Source organism: Neorhizobium petrolearium, assembly GCF_017873175.1.
Classification (GTDB): Bacteria; Pseudomonadota; Alphaproteobacteria; order Rhizobiales; family Rhizobiaceae; genus Neorhizobium; species Neorhizobium petrolearium.
In genome coordinates, this window is record NZ_JAGGJW010000003.1 from 238,435 (window position 1) to 257,860 (window position 19,426).

The window sequence follows — 19,426 nt, forward strand, 5'->3', positions numbered from 1 at the left end:
TGCGGGACATCGATGATGAGCGATCTTTCCCAAACGATCCACGGTTTCGAGACCGAATATGCGAAGACCCGGAGGAAGGCGCTGCGCCTGCAGGTCGCCTCCACGCTCCTCTTTGCCGGCGCCGTGCTGTTTTCGGCCTATGTCGGCGGTTTCTTCGGCTTTACCGACGTCACGCTGCCTTCCGGCGAGCGCGTTTCGATGCCGAAGCTGTGGGCCGGCCTGCCGCGACTTGGCGAATATCTCGAAAAGACCATCCCGACGCTGAGATTGACAAGCCTCGGACCCGACCTCGCAGAGTGGTTCTGGCGCTGGGAGACATGGTTGCGCCTGCTTGGGGAAACGATCCTCATCGCCTATGCGGCAACTGTTCTCGGCGTCGCGGGAGGTTTCCTGCTCAGCTTTCTCGCGGCGCGCAATCTAAGCCCCGGCCGGTGGCTCTCGATCCTCGTGCGCCGCTATCTCGAGATCATCCGCACCGTTCCCGAACTGGTCTGGGCACTCATCTTCGTCTTCTGCTTCGGTGTCGGCCCGCTTGCCGGGATGCTTGCGATCGGAGTTCACGCAACCGGCTCGCTCGGCAAACTCTATTCGGAAGCCAACGAGAATATCGACATGCGGCCACTCGACGGCATCAAGGCATCCGGTGGAAGCTGGTTCCAGCAGATGCGCTACGGCGCCGTGCCCCAGGTCATTCCGAACGTGATCAGCTATACGTTGCTGAGGTTCGAGATCAATGTCCGGTCCTCCTCCATCATCGGTTATGTCGGAGCGGGCGGGCTTGGCCAGGAAATCCGTACCGCAATGTCCCTGCAGGAATATACAGACCTCTCGGCGCTCTTCGTCATCATCCTCGTCAGCGTCACCATCATCGATTTCCTGAGCGAGAAACTGCGCCACAGAATTATCGGCCTCTCGGAGCACTGGACATGACGCGCGCTTCCGATTTCCATGATATCGATCTCGTGAATGCCGCCATGGCCCGCCTGCCGGATGCGTTCCGCCGCCCCCTGTCGCGGCGTCTCGCACCGGCGATCATCACGACTGTGCTGATCGCCCCGCTTGCCTATAGCGCCGCGGCTTTCGGCGCCACGCCGGGAAGGCTCATCGAGGGCCTGTCACGGCTCGGCAATATCCTTGCCTTCATGTTCCCGCCGCATCTGTGGACCACCTGGCCGGAATGGAGCGAAATCCTCGAAGGCCTCGGCGAAACCGTCGTGATGGCTTTCCTCGGTACGCTGCTCGGGGCTGTCGTCGCCCTGCCGCTCGCCTTCCTCGGGGCGAAGAACATCATGCCGCTCACCTGGCTTCGGCTGTTGTCCCGCCGCGGATTCGATACGCTGCGTGCCGTGGAACAGATCATCCTAGCCCTGATCTTCATCCGCGCCTTCGGGCTCGGCCCGCTGGCCGGCATTCTCGCCATAGCCGTCTCGGAGGTCGGCACCTTCGCTAAGCTGTTCTCCGAGGCGATCGAGAATACGTCGCGCAAGCCCGTCGACGGCGTGAAAGCGTCCGGCGGTAGCAACGTGCAAGCCATACGCTACGCGATCATGCCGCAGGCACTGCCGGTGATCCTGTCGATCATTCTCTATAATTTCGAATCCAACGCCCGCTCGGGCACGATCCTCGGCATTGTCGGCGCCGGCGGCATCGGTTTTCTGCTGGCCGATCGCATGCACGCCTTCCGATGGTCGGAGGCCTGGTCGATCATCTTCCTGATCATCGCCACCGTGTATCTGATCGACGCCGCATCGGCCTGGATTCGCAAGAAACTGATTTGACGCGTACTACCGCGACCGATGGGCGGCGAATTCGCGTGTCGCCCAATCGATGAACACGCGCACGCGCGGCGAAAGCTGGCGGTTGCGAGGGTAGAGAAGCGAAACCGGCGTCTGCGTCGGAGGGAAATTTTCCAGGACCTGCACAAGCTCACCGGACCGAAGGGCTTCCTCGGCATGATAACGCGGGATCTGGATCAGCCCCAATCCGAGCGTTGCCGCAGCGACATAACTTTCGGCGGCAGTCACGGTCATTGTCGCCGGCAGAACGATTTCACGTACATGGCCGTTGACCGTAAATTCGAGCGGCAGGACGCTTCCGGTCGCCGACGACCGAAAGCCGACCATCCGGTGTCGGTCCGGCAACCCCTCCGGATGCTCCGGCGTACCGTATCTTTCGATGTAGTCGGGCGATGCCAGCGTTACCTCCTCCAGCATGGCGACCCGCCGGGCAACCATGTCGCTGTCCTGCGGGATGCCGACGCGCAGCACGCAATCGATGCCTTCACGCACGAGGTCGGCCAGCCGGTCACCCTCGCTCATGATGACTTCGATATCCGGGTAAGTCTTCAGGAATTCGGGGAGGGCGGGAAGGATGAAGTGCCGGGCCAGCGTGCCATGCACGTCGATCCGCAGGATGCCTTTCGGCTTGACACCGGCAAACGCCCCCTCAGCGTCCTCGATATCGGCGAGAATGGCAAGGCAGCGCCGGTAATAGGCCTCTCCGTCGAGTGTCGGGCTGACATGCCGGGTCGTGCGCTGAAGCAGCCGAACGCCCAGGCGCTTCTCAAGTTGCTTCACGGCATCGGTGACCGTCGAGCGGGGAAGACCGGTATCCTCTGCCGCCAGAGTGAAGCTGCGCCGTTCGACAATACGGGTGAACACCTGCATGGCGTCAAACCGATCCATTATTTGTTCGCCTTTTTCGGATAGTGATGCTGAATAATGAATGATTATCCGCGAAAGAGAAAGGTCCATCTTCCCCTCATCAACAACGCGCTGCGGCGCATTCGATGAAGGAGAACAGGAATGTCCGAGAACAGCAACAAGGTCGCCATCGTTACCGGCGCCTCGCGCGGCATCGGTGCCGCAATTGCCGAGCGGCTGGCCAGAAACGGCATGACGGTCGTCATCAACTACGCGGGCTCCGTCGGGCCGGCGGAGGAACTGGCCGCCCTGATCGAGAAGGCCGGAGGCAAGGCACTGACCGCACAAGCGGACGTAAGCGATCCGGCCGCCGTCGCGCGCATGTTCGATGCGGTGGAAGCCGCGTTCGGTGGTATCGACGTCCTCGTCAACAATGCCGGCATCATGAAGCTGGCAACCATTGCCGACGGTGACGATACGCTGGTCGACAGCGAGATCGCCATCAACCTGAAGGGCAGCCTCAACACCATGCGCGAGGCCGCGCGGCGGCTGCGCGACGGCGGCCGGATCATCAACCTGTCGTCGAGCGTAGTCGGCCTCTACCAGCCGACCTATGGCGTCTACGCCGCGACCAAGGCGGCAATCGAAGCGGTCACTCACGTGCTCTCGAAGGAGTTGCGGGGCCGCAATATCACAGTCAACGCGGTCGCCCCCGGTCCGACGGCAACGGCGCTCTTTCTGGACGGCAAGCCGCAGGCGGTGATCGACCAACTCGCCAAGCTCGCGCCTCTCGAAAGGCTCGGCCAGCCGGAAGACATCGCCAGTGCGGTCGCCTTTCTCGCCGGCCCGGACGGTTCCTGGATCAACGGCCAGATCCTCCGCTCCAATGGCGGGATCGTCTGATCCGCAAGCCAACACCCGAAACCTCGCAACACAAGGAGATCAGACCATGAGCAAGAAGATCATTCTCATCACCGGCGCCTCCAGCGGCTTCGGCCGCCTGACCGCCGAGGCGCTCGCCCGCGCCGGCCACACCGTCTACGCTTCCATGCGGGATATTGCCGGCCGCAATGCCGCCAATGCCACCGCGATCACGGAACTCTCCAGGAACGAACATGTCGATCTGCGTGCCGTGGAACTCGACGTCCAGTCACAGCCGTCGGTCGACAAGGCGATCGCGGCGATCATCGCGGAGGCCGGCCGTATCGATGTCCTGATGCACAATGCCGGACATATGGTCTTCGGTCCGGCCGAAGCCTTCACGCCCGAACAATATGCCCAGCTCTACGACAGCAATGTGCTCGGCACGCAGCGTGTCAACCGCGCCGCCCTGCCGCATATGCGCCGCCAGCATGAGGGCCTGCTGGTCTGGATATCGAGTTCAAGTTCCGCCGGCGGCACGCCGCCCTATCTCGCCCCCTATTTTGCAGCAAAAGCGGCAATGGATGCAATCGCAGTGCAATATGCCCGTGAACTGTCGCGCTGGGGCATCGAGACGTCGATCATCGTTCCCGGCGCGTTCACGTCCGGCACCAACCACTTCGCGCATGCCGGCGCGCCGGCCGATCAGGCGGTCGTCGGCGAATACGAGACCGGCCCCTATGCAGGCTTCGGCAAGCAGGTGCAAAAGGCTTTTGCGGAAATCGTGCCGCCGGATGCCGATGCATCGGCCGTCGCCGATGCGATCATCGAGGTCGTCGGCATGCCGTTCGGCAAGCGCCCGTTCCGGGTGCATATCGACCCGACCCAGGATGGTGCCGACGTGGGCTTCGCCGTGCTCGACCGCGTCCGGGCCGAAATGCTGCACAGGGTCGGCCTCTCCGACCTTCTGAAGCCACAGCTTCCGGCCTGACAAGGAAATCCTGCGATGGCAGGGTCCTTATGGCCCCGCCATCAATCTTACGGTCAGCTCCGCAGAACGCGGTAGACCGCCGGGATGACCAGCACCGTGAGCAGTGTCGACGAGGCAAGCCCGAAGAGCAGCGAGATCGCCAACCCCTGGAAAATCGGATCGGCGAGGATGACCGCGGCGCCGATCATCGCCGCAAGCGCGGTGAGCAGGATCGGCTTGAAGCGGATCGCACCCGCCTCCAGCAGCACGTCGACCAGCGGCCGATCAGGTCCGCCGGCATGGCGGATGAAGTCGGCGAGCAGGATAGAATTGCGCACGATGATGCCGGCCAGCGCAATGAAACCGATCATCGAGGTCGCCGTAAACGGGGCGGCGAACAGCCAGTGCCCCAGCATGATGCCGATGAAAGTAAGCGGAATCGGCGTCAGGATGACCAGCGGCAGCTTGAACGAACCGAACTGGGCGACCACGAGGATGTAGATGCCGAGGATCGCTACCATGAAGGCGGCCCCCATGTCACGGAAGGTCACCCAGGTCACCTCCCACTCGCCGTCCCATAGGAGCGTCGGATGGGTCTCGTCGTCAGGCTGTCCGTGAAGAGAGATGACGGGCTTTGGCAGACTGCCCCAGTCGGTCTTGTCGATAGCGTCCTGCACGGCGAGCATGCCGTAGATCGGCGCCTCGTAGGCACCCGCAAGCTCGGCCATCACCATCTCGGCCGCGCGGCCATTGTGCCGGAAGACCGGATAGGATGCCGGTTCGCGCTGGACATCGACTACGTCGCCGAGTTCGACCACACCACGCCCGCCCGGCAGCGTATTGGCAGGCACCGGCGTCGCCAATGCACGCTCACCGACCGTAGCGGCCTCCTTCGGCAGGGCGATCCGGATCGGGATCGGCTGGCGACCGCCGCGATGGGAATAACCGACCGTCGTGCCGGCATAGAGATAGTTCAACGTATCATAGACGTCGGACTGTTCGACCCGGTAATATTCGAGATTGTCCTGGTCGATGGCGATGCGCGTCCGTTCCGACTGGTTGTGATAGCTGTCGTCGACATCGACGATGAAGGGGACGCTTGCGAAGGCTTCACGCACCTTGCCGGCCACCGCGCGGCGGGTTTCCGGGTCCGGGCCATAGATTTCGGCAAGCAGGGTGCCGATCACCGGCGGGCCGGGCGGCGGCTCCACGATCTTCAGCACGGCGCCCTCCGGCAGGTCCAGCACCTTGAGGCGCTCGCGCAGATCAAGAGCGATGGCGTGGCTTGCGCGCTCCCGCTCGCCCTTGGGCGAAAGGTTCACGGCCACTTGACCCTGCTCGGGGTTGGCCCGCAGATAGTAGTGCCGTACCAGGCCGTTGAAATCGAAGGGCGCGGCCGTTCCCGCATAGGCCTGGAACGAGACGATTTCCGGAACCGGGGCGAGCCTTTCGACGACGGCCTGCAGGGTGCGGTCCGTATCCTCCACCGACGATCCCTTCGGCAGGTCGAGGACGACCTGGAGATCGGACTTGTTGTCGAACGGCAGCAGCTTCACCGTCACGTGCTTCGTGTAAAGGAGCCCGAGCGAAGCCAGCGTAGCGAAGCCGACGATTAGGAGAAACGCCCAGGAACGCGCCTTGGTCTTGAGGATCGGCCGGGCGGCCGCGACGTAGAGCCGGCCAAGCATGCCACCTGCTGCACCTTCCGTATCATGCCCCGCGCCCGCATGTTCCCTGCTGATCTTCAGCATCAGCCACGGAGTGAGGATCACAGCGACAAAGAACGAAAACAGCATGGCCGCCGAGGCGTTCGCGGGGATCGGGCTCATGTAGGGGCCCATCATGCCCGACACGAAAAGCATGGGCAGAAGGGCCGCGACCACCGTCAGAGTCGCGACGATGGTGGGATTGCCGACCTCGGCAACCGCATCGATGGCGGCTTGCGTTCGCGAACGTCCGTCATGCATCGCCCAGTGGCGCGCGATGTTCTCGATGACGACGATCGCGTCATCGACCAGGATGCCGATCGAGAAGATGAGAGCGAAGAGGCTGACGCGGTTCAGCGTATAGCCCATGATCCATGCCGAAAACAGCGTGAGCAGGATCGTCGTCGGGATGACGACCGCGACGACCGCGGCCTCGCGCCAGCCGATGGCAACGGCGACGAGCACGACGATGGAGACCGTCGCCAGGCCGAGATGGAACAGAAGCTCGTTGGCCTTTTCGTTCGCGGTCTCACCATAATTGCGCGTGACCGTCATCTCTACATCGGCCGGGAATATCTGGCCGCGCACCTGCTCGAGGCGTTGCTGGATTTCCTCCGCGATCACCACGGCGTTGGTGCCGGGTCGCTTGGCAATGGCGAGCGAAACCGCCGGTGCCCGGTTGAGCCCGTCCGAGGCCTTGCGGATATCCGTGACGCGGTTCTCCGCGGGAGACGTCGCAAGGACGACCCTGGCTACATCGCGTACGTAGACAGGACGCCCGTCTCGCGCGGTGAGCAGCAGGTTGCCGATCTCGGGCAGCGCCTGCAGGGTCTGGCCGGCGACGACGGCACGCTGGCCGCCATCGTCACGGATCGTCCCGATGCGGAACGAGCGGTTAGCTCCTTCGATCTTGGCGGCAAGCTGCTGCAGCGTGATGCCGTAGAGCGAGAGCTTTTCGGGGTCTGGCTCTACGCGGAACTGCTCCGGCTGCTCGCCGACGATGTAGGTAAGGCCTATATCGGGCAGTTTCGAAACCTCGACCTGCAGTTCCCGCGCCAACCGCGTCAGATCGTTCGCCGTCCAGCGCGAGGCGGCTTCCTCGTTCGGCCGCAGGGTGACGACGACGATCGCCACGTCATCGATTCCGCGGCCGACGATCAGCGGCTCGGGAATGCCGACCGGGATACGGTCCATATTGGCGCGGATCTTCTCGTGCACGCGGAGAATGGCCGCATCCGCATTGGTGCCGACCTCGAAACGCGCGGTGACCAAAGTGCCATCGTCCTCGGTCTGGGAATAGACATGCTCGACCCCATCGATGCTCTTGACGATGGTCTCGAGCGGCTCGGTGACGAGCTTGACTGCATCCTCCGCCTTGAGTCCGTTCGCGTCCACGTGGATGTCAACCATCGGCACGGAGATCTGCGGCTCCTCCTCACGCGGCAGCGTCAGCAGCGCGACCAGACCGAGCGCCAGTGCGGCGAGCAGGAAAAGAGGTGTCAGCGGGGAGGTGATGAAGGCGCGGGTAAGACCGCCAGCGAAACCAACTTTCATGGCAGCAGGATCCGATCGCCGTCGCGCAGGCCCGAGAGGATCTCGGTGCGCTTCATGCCGTCTTCTTCGAAGGTTTCTCCCAGGATCACGGCGACATCCATTTCACCGTCGGCTGTGGCGACCTTCACATAATCGACACCATGGACGGTGCGGATTGCCTCGGGCGGCACGGCAAGAGCCGTGCGCTTGCCGACCGGGATCGATACGAGCGTGCGCTCCTTGACGAAGTAGTCACCAATGCCTTCGACCTCGACATCGGCGATCACGCGCCCGTCGCTGATTTCCGGATAGACCTTGACGATCCGCCCTGCATGGGTGGCGTCGGCCTGGCCGGGCGACTGCGTGAGACCCCGTTCCCCGACCATGACTTCGGCGCCCTGCACGATTTCCGTCGCGTGGCGTTCCGGCAGCGACAGACGCAGATAATACGGGCCCGGAGCGACGCGAGCGATTTCCTCCCCAGCCAGAACGACGGAACCGAGGGTCACCGGCACCGTGAGTACCCTGCCTGTCGCCGGTGCGAGAACCTCGCCTTCCCGGGCATTCTGCTCGATCACGGCCTTCTCGGCCGTGGCGACGGCAACCTGATTGGTGGCTACCTCGAACTGCGTCCTTGCTTGATCCAGTCGAGCCTGACTTCCTGTGCCTGTTTCCCTAAGCTGCTGCGATCGTTCAAGCTCGATGCGCGCGTTGGCAAGTTGCGAATTGAGAGCCTCGATCCTGGCGTTCGCGGCGTTGAGCTGAAGCGCAAGCTTGTCATCGACGATCAGCGCTATTGTCTGGCCTTCTCTGACCTGGTCACCTTCGCCAACGCGTATCTCGCGGACGGAGCCGCCGATGCGGGTACGGGCCGGAACCACGATATGGCTTTCGACCTGACCGAAAACGGCCTTCATCTCGTGAATCGTGATAGGCTTGACGATGAACTCCGCAGCCCGGGCCCCCTGGGCTGCGAGAACCGTCGTCGCGATGAGGGCGGCACCGGCAAGGGGAATAAAAGATCGAAACATGGATACTGTTCTTTCGGGGAGCGGCATTGCCTGCTGCTCCCCATGTTGGAGGGATAGGGTCGGATCACCCGCTTCCGCTGTTCAGTGGAACGCGGTGCCGGCCTTGATTCCGAGCTTCTTGAAGACGATGGCCGCCGGGCAGAAGCCGGTGACTGAAGCCTGGATCAGGTTCAGCCCGACGAAGACCGTCAGCAGATACCACCACGGCGACACGTAGAAGCCGAGCGCCAGGGACACGAGGACCATGAAGCCGGCAAACATCATGACAGCACGATCGATTGTCATTGTTTTCTCCTTCTGCTTTCCCGGACGGCGTTCATTCGGCCGTCTCCATGTGGATTTCCTTCAGCTTTTTGATTCCGAGCAGATCGAGCACGAGGTTTTCATAGAAAGTGTCGCTCTTGCCCTGCCGGACCTTGTGAAGGAAATATTTCTCGAAGCCGACCTTGGCGGCGTGTACCCAGCGCCCCTGCGACGACCAGTTGACGTTGCGCGGCGGTATCTGCGGCTGGGCGACAAAGGCGATGCCGTCATCACCGAAATCGGCAAGGCAGACAGCATTCCAACTCGCAACGGCCTTCGGTTCTCCGCCCTTGACGAGGGCCGCGATGTTTTCCGCCGTCGCCGTGACCATGGATTCGATCATGAACCCCGTCTTCGGCACGCCGACCGCCAGGGGCGTCTTGCCGACAGGCGGGATGGCGACGCACACTCCGACCGCAAAGACATTCGGATAGGCCGGATTACGCTGATGCTTGTCGATGACGACGAAGCCGCGCGGATTGGTCAGTCCTTCTATGCCCGCGACCGCCGGCACGCCACGGAAGGCCGGTAACAGCATCGAGAAGGAAAACGGCAATTCGTGCGCCGTCTTGACGGAACCATCATCATTCACTTCCTCGACGAACAGCTTGTCCCGCTCGACCCTGGTAGTCCTGGCATTGGTGATCCATTTGATGTGTCGTTCCCTGAGAGCGCTTTCGATAAGCCCCTTGGTGTCGCCGACGCCGTCCAGGCCAAGATGGCCGATATAGGGTTCCGGCGTCACGAAGGTCATCGGCACCCGGTCACGGACGCGCGCGTTGCGGAGCGCGGTGTCCAGGATGAAAGCGAATTCATAGGCCGGACCGTAACAGGAGGCGCCCTGTGCGGCGCCGATCACGATCGGGCCCGGTGCCTTGACGAACTTGTCGAAGGCCGCCTTGGCCGCCACGGCATGATCGGTATGGCAGATGGATTGGGTATACCCATCCGGGCCGAGTCCTGGAATCTCGTCGAAGGCGAGATCCGGCCCCGTTGCGATGACCAGATAATCGTAATCGACGATATCGCCGCCGTTGAGTCGGATCCGGTTCAGGGCCGGCTCAACACGTTCGGCCCCTTCCGGGCGCAATGCGATGTCCCGCTGCTTCAAAACGGGAATGAGATCGACGGCGATATCCTCCGGCTGCCTCCAGCCGACGGCGACCCAAGGGTTCGACGGCACGAAGGAATAGGTCGAACCCAGGTTGACGACCGTGACGCGATCATCGCGCCGGAGCTTGGCCTTCATTTCGTAGGCCATTATGATTCCGCCGAGACCTGCACCAAGAATGACGATGTGAGACATGGCATTTCCTCCAGAGCCGTTTGCCTTATTCTTCCTGTGTCGCGCCAATCCGCCTTGATCCTGCTCAATTTCGCCGGACTGGTGGTGGAATCCGGCACCAGACTGGCCTCCTCGCCTACCTGGCGCGGTTCGAATGCCTTGCATGTAACATTCAAAGATTATAAATTCAAGAATATGAATGTAGAGAATATGATCCCAGCCGCCGAGTCGGCAGCCGAGCTGATGCGCAGCCTGTCCCATCCACAGCGCCTGCTGGTGCTGTGCGCTCTGGCGGAGGGAGAAAAATCCGTCGCCGAGCTGCGTCAGGAGCTCCTGATCGAACAGGTGCCCATGTCGCAGCAACTCATGCGGCTGAGAGCGGATGGGCTTGTCGAGGCGCGCCGCGAAGGAACCACGGTCTATTATCGCATCGCACGTCCCGAAGTGTCGGTCGTCGTCGGCGCGCTCTATTCGGCATTCTGTGGGGGTTTGGGCCTGAAGAAGTGACTGAAGTGAGAAAGACCGCTTCGGTGAAATCGTAAAGAGAGAGGCGCCATCGCAGGATGGCGCCTCTGCAGGTTCGCTATTGTGAGCGACCATCTGCCGTGGTCGAAGCGGATTGGGACCGCTTCTGCGCCGCATCATCCATCAGCTCGTACCACATGGCGTTGAGGACGGCGAAGGCGGCGGCAAGCGGCAAGCCAAGAAGCCATGCGAAATACCACATTCCAGTTTTCCTTTCCGTTCAGTAAGCGTGGCCGGTGCCGTCGCGGATTTCCTTTTCGTCGACCTTGCCCCACAAAACCCGGTAGACCCAGGCCGTATAGGCGACGATGATCGGTACGAAGATCACCGTCACGACGAGCATGACGAAAAGCGTGAGATGGCTCGACGAAGCATCCCAGACCGTCAGGCTCGACCGGGGATCGACCGACGAAGGCAGGATGACGGGAAACATCGACAATCCGACCGTCGAAATGATACCGAGGATCGAGACGGATGTGGAAAGTATTGTCAGGATTTCCCGCCGGCCACGCATGAAGACGAGGCCGCCCGCCGCGCCGAGAAAACCCAGGGCGGGCGCGATCATCATCCAGCCGTGAGCTGCATAATTTTCAAACCAGACGCCGGGAGCCTGTTCGGCGGTCTTGCCGAGCGGGTTCGACGGGCCGGTGGTCACGATCTCGCTGGTAATCCGGTAGCCGTCGATGCCGAGCCACAGCCACAGTCCCCCGATCGCGAACAGGGCGATCGTCGCGATCGCAGCGATGCTGCCATAGCCGCGTGCGCGCACGGCAACAGGCCCCTCGGTTTTCAGGATCAGCCAGGCCGCGCCATGCATGAGGAGCATGGCCACGGAAAGGAGCCCGCAGAGCAGGCCGAACGGATTGAGCAGTTCGAACAGCGTTGTGCCCTCATAATAGATACGAAGATCGCCGTCGAAATGGAATGGAACGCCCTGGAGGACGTTGCCAACGGCAACGCCCATAACAAGCGCCGGCACGAAACCGCCGATGAAGAGCGCCCAGTCCCAGGCGGACCGCCATGCCGCGCTCTCACGCTTTGAACGGTATTTGAAACCGACCGGACGCAGGATGAGCGCGAACAGGATCGCGAACATGGCAAGGTAAAAACCCGAGAAGGAAACCGCATAAAGCGGCGGCCATGCCGCAAAGATCGCGCCCCCGCCGAGGATCAGCCAGACCTGGTTGCCTTCCCATACCGGCCCGACGGCGTTGATGACGACGCGCCGCTCGACATCCGTCCTGGCGACGAAAGGTAAAAGAGTGGCTGTCCCGAGATCGAAGCCGTCCATCACGGCAAAGCCGATCAGGAGCACGCCGAGCAGCAGCCACCAGATGATGCGCAGGGTCTCATAGTCGATCAAATCATGCAGGATCATTGTCTTACTCCACGGCTACGAGGGAGGGCGATACGAGTTCGGCTTCCGGTTCATCATCCGGTTCCGGCCCCTTGCGGATTGCACGAACCATCAATGCCATCTCGATGATGAACAGCACCGTATAGATCAGTACGAAGCCGATGATCGTCAGGAGCACGGTCGAAGCGCCCAGGTTGGAAACCGCGGCGGCTGTCGGCAGCACGCCCTCGATAATCCAGGGCTGGCGGCCGAACTCCGCGACAACCCAGCCAAGTTCGGCGGCGATCCAGGGCAATGGTATCGCGAAGGCGGCCACACGCAGCAGGAAGGGATAGCGATCGAGCATACGCCGCGCGGAAAGATAGAAGAACAGAGCGGTCAGTGCGATGAAGAAGAAGCCCAGTCCGACCATGATGCGGAACGACCAGAAGAGCGGCAGAACGCCCGGCACGGTATCCCAGGCGGCGCTGTCGATCTGCGCATCCGTCGCCTGGCGCGGATCGTCGACATACCGCTTCAGGAGCAGCGCATAACCAAGATCGGAGCCACGGTCCTCGAACGCCTTGCGCACTTCCGGGGCGACAGTACCGCTCTCTCCCCCCGCGCGGATCTGCTGAAGAGCGTCGAAAGCGATGATGCCATTGCGAATGCGGATCTTCGCATGCTCGACCAAGTCCTCGATACCGGGTATCTCGGTTGTCAGCGAACGCGTGCCGATCAGCCCCATGACCCAGGGGACGTGGATCGCATAATGGGTCTCGCGGGCTTGCTGATCCGGCAGACCGATCAGTGTGAAGGCGGCCGGCGCCGGCTCGGTCTTCCACATCGCCTCGATGGCGGCGAGCTTCATCTTCTGATGCTCGGTGGAAAGATAACCGCTTTCGTCACCCAGCACGACGACCGAGAGCGACGAGGCAAGGCCGAAGGAGGCCGCTACGGTCATGGACCGTTTCGCCAGTTCGGCGTACCTGCCGTTCAGCAGATACCAGGCCGAAACGCCGAGCACGAAAATCGAAGCTGTGACATAGCCGGCGGAGACCGTGTGCACGAATTTTGCCTGGGCGACCGGATTGAAAAGAACGGCGAAGAAGTCCGTAACCTCCATGCGCATGGTCTGTGGATTGAAGGCCGAGCCGACCGGATTCTGCATCCAGCCGTTGGCGATCAGTATCCACAGCGCAGAGAAGTTGGAGCCGAGCGCTACCGCCCAGGTCGCGATGAGATGACCGACTTTCGAGAGCTTGTCCCATCCGAAGAAGAAAAGGCCGACGAAGGTCGCTTCGAGGAAGAAGGCCATCAGCCCCTCGATCGCAAGCGGGGCGCCGAAGATATCGCCCACATAGTGGCTGTAATAGCTCCAGTTCATGCCGAACTGGAATTCCATCACGATGCCGGTGGCGACGCCTAGAACGAAGTTGATGCCGAACAGCGTGCCCCAGAACTTCGTCATCTGCCGCCAGATCGTCCGGCCGGTCATCACATAGACCGTTTCCATGATCGCCAGCAGCACGGAAAGACCGAGCGTCAGAGGCACGAAGAGGAAATGGTAAAGTGCGGTAATCGCGAATTGCAAACGCGATAGTTCTACGATGCCAAGGTCCATTTCAGTTTCTCCGTTTGCTCCGGTCTGCTGCCACTATGGCAAAAACCCGGCAGGCCGCACTTGATTATCGTCAAAGTCTGGTTAGTCGGGTCGCAACGCGTCGAGGGCGTCGGTGAAATCAGGCTCACCCCGCCGCACGACGGCGATTATGGTTCCGCGATCCATGATGGCCAGACGATCGGCGATCGCAGCTTCCCGCCGGATATGCGTCGCGATGACCATCGTTCGGCCCGCCGATCTCGCGTCGAGACGGTCAATCACGTCGCGCGCCGTTGCGCCGTCCAGCCCTTCAGTAGGCTCGTCGAGCAGCCAGAGCGGCGTAGCGCGGAGGAAGAGTCGTGCGAGGGCAAGCCTACGTGCCTGTCCTCCTGAAAGGCCGTGACCGCCTTCCCCGAGCAGGGTCTCAAGTCCCGCCGGCAAAGCCTCAACATCGCGTCGCAAACCGGCTGCATCCAATGCATCCCACAGACAGATGTCGCTTGCCTGCGGATCGGCAAGGCGGAGATTGTCGCGCAGGCTGTCCTGGAACAATTCGGTACGCTGTGTCAGGAGCGTCGCTTTGAGACATTCAACGCGCCCGGCTTCGACGCCAATCTCGCCGGCGATAAGCGCAAGAAGGGTCGACTTGCCCGCGCCACTCGGCCCGATCAATGCTATACGCCCGCCATCGCGGATCGAAAACGTCATGTTACGCAATGCCGGCGCCGAAGTGCCGGGATGCCGGACCGCGACGTCCTGCAGGCGAACGGCGGCGCCGGGCGGTGGCGCGATGTCGACTGGCGCCAACCCTCGGTCTTCCAGCCGGGGCGAGATCCGATACGCGGCAAGCAGCGTGCGGCCGAGTTCGATCGCGCCTCGCCGCAGGGCGCCGAAAGGTTCGAGCGCCGCGAGCGCCAGCATCAGACCGAGTGCAGCGACCGGAGCACCGATCGAGCCGGCCTCCACGAGGAATGCCATTGCGACAAGGGTCGCGGCAAGCAGCAGCGCGCTCGCGATACCGAAACCCGCATCGGACCACGTTTCGATGCGGTTCAGAGCATCATCGCTCCCTGAGAGGTAGCGGTCGACAGCCGCAAGGCTTTCCTGGCGTGCCCGGAGCCGACCGGCCATGATCCACTCACGCTGGCCGGCAACGAGGTCTATGACCTGCGAGCGGAAGACCTCAAGGGCGCAGGCGCGACGCTGGACAGGCCGCCTCGCGGCCATGGCCGCCGCGACCGGTATGCCGATCCCGGCGATGATGAGAAGCGTGGCGACGGCAAGCCCCAAGAGCGGGTGCATCAGCCCCAGGGCGATGCCGCTCGCCAAGGCAACCAAAAGGGCGCCGGCAATCGGCACCAGCACACGCAGATAAAGCGAATCGAGTGCGTCGATATCGAGCGTCAGGCGAAAAAGGAGGCGCGCTGGTCGCTTGGCGAGCTCGCCCGCGGCGCCGGACACCGCCCAACCTCGAAACAACCGTTCGCGCAGGTCCGAAAGGATCCGCAGCGTCGCGTCATGCGTCGTCAGTCGCTCGCCATAACGGGCCGCAGTGCGCGCCAGTGCGAGAAAGCGGATGCCCGCCGCCGGCGCGAAAACATCGAAGGCGAGTGCCGTCGTTACCGACAGTCCGGCTATTCCGGTGGCGGTGATGAACCAGCCGGAAAGGCCAAGGAGCGCAATGCCGGACAGCACAGTCACGACCGAGAGAAGCGTACCGGCAAGAAGCATGGCGCGATTGCCGGACAGGAACAGGGCGGCGATCGGACGAAGCTGGCGGACAAGTCGTCTCATGCCACCCCCTCCGGGTTCATCGTCGTCAGATCAACGACGCGATCCATGCGTGCGGCCAATACGGGGTCATGGGTGGCGACGATCAACGTGCGACCTCGGGCAAATGCGATCAAAGCATCGGTTATGCTGCCGGCAGTGATGGTATCGAGATGGGCAGTCGGCTCGTCGGCGAGGACAAGCCCGGCTTGCGGGGTCGCTATGACGCGCGCCAGCGCCAGTCGCAAGGCTTCTCCGCCTGAAAGGCCGACACCGTTTTCCCCGACCGGAGCCGGCCCCCTCCTCGCGGCAACCTCTCCGAGGCCGGCGAGATTCACGGCCGCCCGGACTGCCTGTCGATCGATATCAGGCCGCCCGAGCGTCACGTTGCCAGAAAGAGTGCCGGCAAAGACATGCGGATTCTGCCCGATCCAGGCGATGTTCCGACGCAGCCGCGCCGCATTATCGGCCGAGAGCGCCTCTCCTCCGATCAGGATGCGCCCGCTTTCGGGAAGGGCGAGGCCGGCGATCAGCGCAAGCAATGTCGACTTGCCCTTGCCGCTCGGCGCAAGCAGGGCAATGTGCTCTCCCGACGCAACGCCCAGGTTGAATCCGTCGAATACGAGACTACCGTGCGGAGAATAGCGAAAGCGGAGATTTTCGATACGCACGGAGGATGCCGTGTAACCGGCTGTCGTGGGTGGCCGTTGATCGGTTTCCGAACCGGGCAGTTCCGGGCCTTTTTCCGACAGGCGACGGAGCGCATCGAGCGCCGCCTCTCCTGCCGCGCGATCATGCCATACGGCGGAAAGATCACGAAGCGGTTCGAAGAAGGCCGGTGCGAGCAGGAGAATGAACAGGCCCTCGCCAAGCGACAGCTTTTCTCCCCACGCGCCGAAGGGAAGCTGCCCGAGAAGGTGGAAGCCGACATAAACCGCGACCATGGCAACGCCGAGCGCTGCAAAAAGCTCAAGGACAGCCGACGAAAGGAAGGCGATCCTCAACACGGCCATGGTGCGCAGACGCAGGTTTTCGGCATTGGTTCTCAGTCTCGATGCCGTCACCTCCACCGCCTCCAGGGCGCGGATCGTCGCGAGGCCGCGCAGGCGATCGAGCAGAAAAGCGTTCATGCCGCCCATTTCGGCAAGCTGCGCCTCGCTCGCAGCCTTGGCCCGCCATCCGACCAATGCCATGAAGATCGGAATCAGCGGCGCGGCTACAAGCAGCACAAGGGCTGCGACCCAGGAATAGGCCAGCAAGGAAAGCAGAATTGCGAGCGGAACGACGGTCGCCCGCAACCGCGCCGGCTGGAAGCGTGAGAGATAGGGCACGATGGCTTCGGCCTGCTCAGCCAGCGTGCTGGCGGCGAGGCCGGAGGCCGGTCGTAGCGGATCAAGCGGAGAGCGGGAGGCGAGAATTCCAACGGCACGGGCGCGACATTGAGACAAGGCGACGCGTGCCTCTTTAAAAGCCACGCGATTGCCGAGCGCGGCCAGAACGGACCTGGCGATACCAAGCAGGAGGACACCGCTCGCGTACCAGAAAACCGTGCCGACAGTTCCTCCTGCGGCAAGACTTCCAATGCTCAGGCTCAACAGGCCGGCCTGCGGGAGCCAGAGCAGCGAGGCAAGGACCTGGAGAACCGGCCCGAGGCGCGACAGGCGAATCGGATCGGATCGTCCGGAGGAAATATTACCGTCATCAACTTCGGTCAGCGCGGTTTCGATGACGCTCTCCCCCGAACGCGAAGCGGTAGTCCCCATACGTGCCACCCGCGGCGGAGCGGCGAGCGCGCCGGTCGACGCCATCGTCATTGCTCCCCGTTTGCCGGTTTCCGGCGACCAATGGAGACGATCCTGTCCTTGGCCTCCAAGAGCTTGGTGACCTTCGATCCGAGTCCGAGCAGCATCGCCAACCGATCCGTATCGAGCTGTTTGACGTCATCGTACCAGTTCGTCAGGCGCTCAATCAACGCATGCATTTCCGCCATGCGTTCCTGCGCGAAACGCTCGTCGTCACCGGTGGGCTGCTGCATCAGGATCTCGCGTAGGACCGAGAGCGTGGGATCGATCTCGCGCTTCTTCCTTTCCTCGGCAAGTGTTCGCAGAATCTGCCAGACATCATCCGGCGTGGTGAAAAAATCCCGTCGGTCGCCAGGCAGATGCTTGAGGAGCACGAGGTTCCAGCCCTGGAGCTCGCGCAGGCTCATCGAGACGTTGGAACGGGAAATGCCGAGCGCCTCGACAATCTCATCGGCGCAGAGCGGCTCGGGCGATACATAGAGCAGCGCATAGATCTGACCGACCGTGCGGTTGATGCCCCAGCGGCTTCCCATCTCGCCGAAATGCAGCACGAAAGACTGGACGATGGGAGGAAGGTTCATAAAATTCAATCCAGACAGAGATTTCAGAAATTTCTGAAATTCATATACTCAGCGTGCTGCATCTGCGCAAGAAGGAATCCTCCTTCAGACGCTCACAAGAGCTTGAGGGAGCCGCCGACAAAGCGAGGCACGAACGCGATAAGACAGGCGACGCGAGACCGGAATGGGCGGCAAGGTTCCGTGCCGGGTCGTCCGGCAATGTCGGGGCGCCAACAACGCGGCCGGCAAGAAGGATCCTCCGCGACCGGGCTGCCGTATCACCCCTGTTTCGGAGATTTGCATCTGCGATCAAATTTAAAGTGGAGATTTGTAGACAACATTAATCGCGCGGATTAGGAATGCTCCCCGACACAGCAACCAATCGGGGACAGATGATGGTTCGGCTTATCCGTATTGCCTCTCGCGGCCTTCTCGCAGCTGCCTTCTCCGGCCTGCTGGCTGGCACCCTTGCTCAGGGCGTCGCGGCAGAGGAGATCGTCTTCAAGGATCAGGAAAACCGCGAGGTCCGCCTCGCCAAGGCAGCCGAGCGGATCGTCTCGATCGTCATCCCGATGGCATCAACTGTCATCGCGCTGGACGGTTCGACAAGCAAGCTCGTCGGCATGAACCCGACCGCCAAGAGCGCCGTGACGGAAGGCATTCTCGGCAAGATCTTCCCAGAAGCAAAGGATATTCCCTCCGATGTGACCGCGCCGAACTTCGTGCCGAATGTCGAGGCGCTGACAGCCACCAATCCCGACCTCGTCATCCAGTGGGGCGGTCGCGGCAACGATATCGTCGCACCGATCACCAATGCCGGGCTTACCGCCATGCTGATCCTCTACGGCACCGAAGAGCTGACCCGTGAATATATGACCATGGCCTCCACGGCACTCGGCAAGCCGGAGCGGATCGGCGAACTGGTCGAATGGCGCGACCGCGTCCAGAAGGATATCGAGGCGAAGGCCAAAGCCATCCCCGAGGACAAGCGCCCCAACGTGCTCTATGTCGGCCGAGCGCTCTCCGACATCACGGCGTCGGGCACCAAGGGCAATTACAATGCCTGGTATATCGAACTCGTCGGCGGCCGAAACGCATCTGCCGAACTGAACGGCACGGTTGCGATCAACAAGGAACAGATCGCCGAGTGGGATCCCGACGTGATCCTGCTGAATGCCTTCGAGGCCAAACTTGATGTCGACTGGGTCTACAACGATGCGATCCTGTCGCTCACCAAGGCTGCAAGGAGCAAGCGCGTCTACAAGATGCCGCTTGGTGGCTATCGCTGGGATCCGCCGAACCAGGAGTCGCCGCTCTCCTGGATGTGGGCAGCCAATCTGATCCAGCCCGACGTCTTCAAATACGATGTCCGCGGCGAGATGAAGACCGCATACAAGACGCTCTACAATTACGAGCTTAGCGACGCGGATATCGACGATATCCTCTGGACCAAGCAGCAAGGCGATGCTGCGAACTATACGCAGTTCAAGGTGGAATAA

Annotated in this window: 17 protein-coding genes; 6 read left to right on the forward strand and 11 right to left on the reverse strand. The window is 62.2% G+C overall.

Annotation, left to right across the window (positions count from 1 at the left end; translation table 11 throughout):
* The first annotated feature begins 15 nt into the window (after nt 1–15).
* The gene (gene phnE / locus J2046_RS07360; protein ID WP_233469605.1) at nt 16–930 is read left to right on the forward strand and encodes a phosphonate ABC transporter, permease protein PhnE; all 915 of its coding nucleotides are present in this window, start codon (nt 16–18) and stop codon (nt 928–930) included.
* A complete protein-coding gene (phnE, locus tag J2046_RS07365; protein WP_233469606.1) occupies nt 927–1,778 on the forward strand; it encodes a phosphonate ABC transporter, permease protein PhnE in 852 nt (283 codons plus the stop codon). Before phnE (J2046_RS07360) ends, phnE (J2046_RS07365) begins: the two co-directional genes overlap by 4 nt.
* Nucleotides 1,779–1,784: 6 nt before the next feature.
* On the opposite strand, the gene J2046_RS07370 is transcribed toward phnE (J2046_RS07365), so the two are convergent.
* Entirely contained in the window at nt 1,785–2,684 is a 900-nt protein-coding gene (locus J2046_RS07370) for a LysR family transcriptional regulator (protein ID WP_210050597.1), read from the reverse strand.
* A 120-nt stretch (nt 2,685–2,804) separates the two neighbouring features.
* Between J2046_RS07370 and J2046_RS07375 the strand changes: the two genes are divergently transcribed.
* Complete coding sequence (locus J2046_RS07375) at nt 2,805–3,545, forward strand: SDR family oxidoreductase (RefSeq protein ID WP_210050599.1); 741 nt, start codon at nt 2,805–2,807, stop codon at nt 3,543–3,545.
* A 46-nt stretch (nt 3,546–3,591) separates the two neighbouring features.
* Nucleotides 3,592–4,494 (forward strand): SDR family NAD(P)-dependent oxidoreductase, encoded by a 903-nt coding sequence (locus J2046_RS07380; protein WP_210050601.1) that lies wholly within the window; start codon nt 3,592–3,594, stop codon nt 4,492–4,494.
* Between the two features lie 53 nt (nt 4,495–4,547).
* On the opposite strand, the gene J2046_RS07385 is transcribed toward J2046_RS07380, so the two are convergent.
* From J2046_RS07385 to J2046_RS07400, 4 genes are all read right to left on the reverse strand, one after another.
* Nucleotides 4,548–7,733, reverse strand: a complete 3,186-nt coding sequence (locus J2046_RS07385) for an efflux RND transporter permease subunit (protein ID WP_210050604.1) — start codon at nt 7,731–7,733, stop codon at nt 4,548–4,550.
* The gene (locus tag J2046_RS07390; protein WP_210050606.1) at nt 7,730–8,743 is read right to left on the reverse strand and encodes an efflux RND transporter periplasmic adaptor subunit; all 1,014 of its coding nucleotides are present in this window, start codon (nt 8,741–8,743) and stop codon (nt 7,730–7,732) included. The genes J2046_RS07385 and J2046_RS07390 overlap by 4 nt, the downstream gene beginning before the upstream one ends.
* Nucleotides 8,744–8,824: 81 nt before the next feature.
* Complete coding sequence (locus J2046_RS07395; RefSeq protein ID WP_037152328.1) at nt 8,825–9,028, reverse strand: YgaP family membrane protein; 204 nt, start codon at nt 9,026–9,028, stop codon at nt 8,825–8,827.
* Between the two features lie 31 nt (nt 9,029–9,059).
* Nucleotides 9,060–10,352 (reverse strand): NAD(P)/FAD-dependent oxidoreductase, encoded by a 1,293-nt coding sequence (locus J2046_RS07400; protein ID WP_210050607.1) that lies wholly within the window; start codon nt 10,350–10,352, stop codon nt 9,060–9,062.
* A gap of 54 nt (nt 10,353–10,406) precedes the next feature.
* Between J2046_RS07400 and J2046_RS07405 the strand changes: the two genes are divergently transcribed.
* A complete protein-coding gene (locus J2046_RS07405) occupies nt 10,407–10,838 on the forward strand; it encodes an ArsR/SmtB family transcription factor (RefSeq protein ID WP_325169732.1) in 432 nt (143 codons plus the stop codon).
* Between the two features lie 76 nt (nt 10,839–10,914).
* Here the strand turns inward: J2046_RS07405 and cydX are convergent, their stop codons facing one another.
* The 6 genes from cydX to J2046_RS07435 all read right to left on the reverse strand — a co-directional run bounded on the left by cydX (nt 10,915) and on the right by J2046_RS07435 (nt 17,948).
* The gene (gene cydX / locus J2046_RS07410) at nt 10,915–11,058 is read right to left on the reverse strand and encodes a cytochrome bd-I oxidase subunit CydX (RefSeq protein WP_210050608.1); all 144 of its coding nucleotides are present in this window, start codon (nt 11,056–11,058) and stop codon (nt 10,915–10,917) included.
* Nucleotides 11,059–11,076: 18 nt separating this feature from the next.
* Nucleotides 11,077–12,234: a cytochrome d ubiquinol oxidase subunit II gene (gene cydB / locus J2046_RS07415; RefSeq protein ID WP_210050609.1), complete on the reverse strand. Its 1,158-nt coding sequence runs from the start codon at nt 12,232–12,234 to the stop codon at nt 11,077–11,079.
* 4 nt (nt 12,235–12,238) lie between these two features.
* Nucleotides 12,239–13,816, reverse strand: a complete 1,578-nt coding sequence (locus J2046_RS07420) for a cytochrome ubiquinol oxidase subunit I (protein ID WP_210050610.1) — start codon at nt 13,814–13,816, stop codon at nt 12,239–12,241.
* An 81-nt stretch (nt 13,817–13,897) separates the two neighbouring features.
* Nucleotides 13,898–15,589 (reverse strand): thiol reductant ABC exporter subunit CydC, encoded by a 1,692-nt coding sequence (gene cydC, locus J2046_RS07425; RefSeq protein ID WP_210050611.1) that lies wholly within the window; start codon nt 15,587–15,589, stop codon nt 13,898–13,900.
* Nucleotides 15,586–17,373 (reverse strand): thiol reductant ABC exporter subunit CydD, encoded by a 1,788-nt coding sequence (cydD, locus tag J2046_RS07430; RefSeq protein WP_233469607.1) that lies wholly within the window; start codon nt 17,371–17,373, stop codon nt 15,586–15,588. The genes cydC and cydD overlap by 4 nt, the downstream gene beginning before the upstream one ends.
* A gap of 2 nt (nt 17,374–17,375) precedes the next feature.
* Nucleotides 17,376–17,948 carry a GbsR/MarR family transcriptional regulator gene (locus J2046_RS07435; protein ID WP_210050612.1) on the reverse strand — a complete coding sequence of 191 codons (573 nt, stop codon included), beginning with the start codon at nt 17,946–17,948 and terminating at the stop codon, nt 17,376–17,378.
* 374 nt (nt 17,949–18,322) lie between these two features.
* Here J2046_RS07435 and J2046_RS07440 point away from each other — a divergent pair, with 374 nt between their 5' ends.
* Nucleotides 18,323–19,426, forward strand: a complete 1,104-nt coding sequence (locus J2046_RS07440; protein ID WP_210050614.1) for an ABC transporter substrate-binding protein — start codon at nt 18,323–18,325, stop codon at nt 19,424–19,426.

Coding starts and splice junctions, on each gene's coding strand:
- J2046_RS07395 (WP_037152328.1), bottom strand. CDS start 9,028: ATGACAATCGATCGTGCTGTCATGATGTTTGCCGGCTTCATGGTCCTC.
- J2046_RS07380 (WP_210050601.1), top strand. CDS start 3,592: ATGAGCAAGAAGATCATTCTCATCACCGGCGCCTCCAGCGGCTTCGGC.
- J2046_RS07435 (WP_210050612.1), bottom strand. CDS start 17,948: ATGAACCTTCCTCCCATCGTCCAGTCTTTCGTGCTGCATTTCGGCGAG.
- cydX (WP_210050608.1), bottom strand. CDS start 11,058: ATGTGGTATTTCGCATGGCTTCTTGGCTTGCCGCTTGCCGCCGCCTTC.
- J2046_RS07375 (WP_210050599.1), top strand. CDS start 2,805: ATGTCCGAGAACAGCAACAAGGTCGCCATCGTTACCGGCGCCTCGCGC.
- cydC (WP_210050611.1), bottom strand. CDS start 15,589: ATGAGACGACTTGTCCGCCAGCTTCGTCCGATCGCCGCCCTGTTCCTG.
- J2046_RS07390 (WP_210050606.1), bottom strand. CDS start 8,743: ATGTTTCGATCTTTTATTCCCCTTGCCGGTGCCGCCCTCATCGCGACG.
- J2046_RS07420 (WP_210050610.1), bottom strand. CDS start 13,816: ATGGACCTTGGCATCGTAGAACTATCGCGTTTGCAATTCGCGATTACC.
- cydB (WP_210050609.1), bottom strand. CDS start 12,234: ATGATCCTGCATGATTTGATCGACTATGAGACCCTGCGCATCATCTGG.
- phnE (WP_233469606.1), top strand. CDS start 927: ATGACGCGCGCTTCCGATTTCCATGATATCGATCTCGTGAATGCCGCC.
- J2046_RS07385 (WP_210050604.1), bottom strand. CDS start 7,733: ATGAAAGTTGGTTTCGCTGGCGGTCTTACCCGCGCCTTCATCACCTCC.
- J2046_RS07370 (WP_210050597.1), bottom strand. CDS start 2,684: ATGGATCGGTTTGACGCCATGCAGGTGTTCACCCGTATTGTCGAACGG.
- J2046_RS07440 (WP_210050614.1), top strand. CDS start 18,323: ATGGTTCGGCTTATCCGTATTGCCTCTCGCGGCCTTCTCGCAGCTGCC.
- phnE (WP_233469605.1), top strand. CDS start 16: ATGAGCGATCTTTCCCAAACGATCCACGGTTTCGAGACCGAATATGCG.
- J2046_RS07400 (WP_210050607.1), bottom strand. CDS start 10,352: ATGTCTCACATCGTCATTCTTGGTGCAGGTCTCGGCGGAATCATAATG.
- cydD (WP_233469607.1), bottom strand. CDS start 17,373: ATGGCGTCGACCGGCGCGCTCGCCGCTCCGCCGCGGGTGGCACGTATG.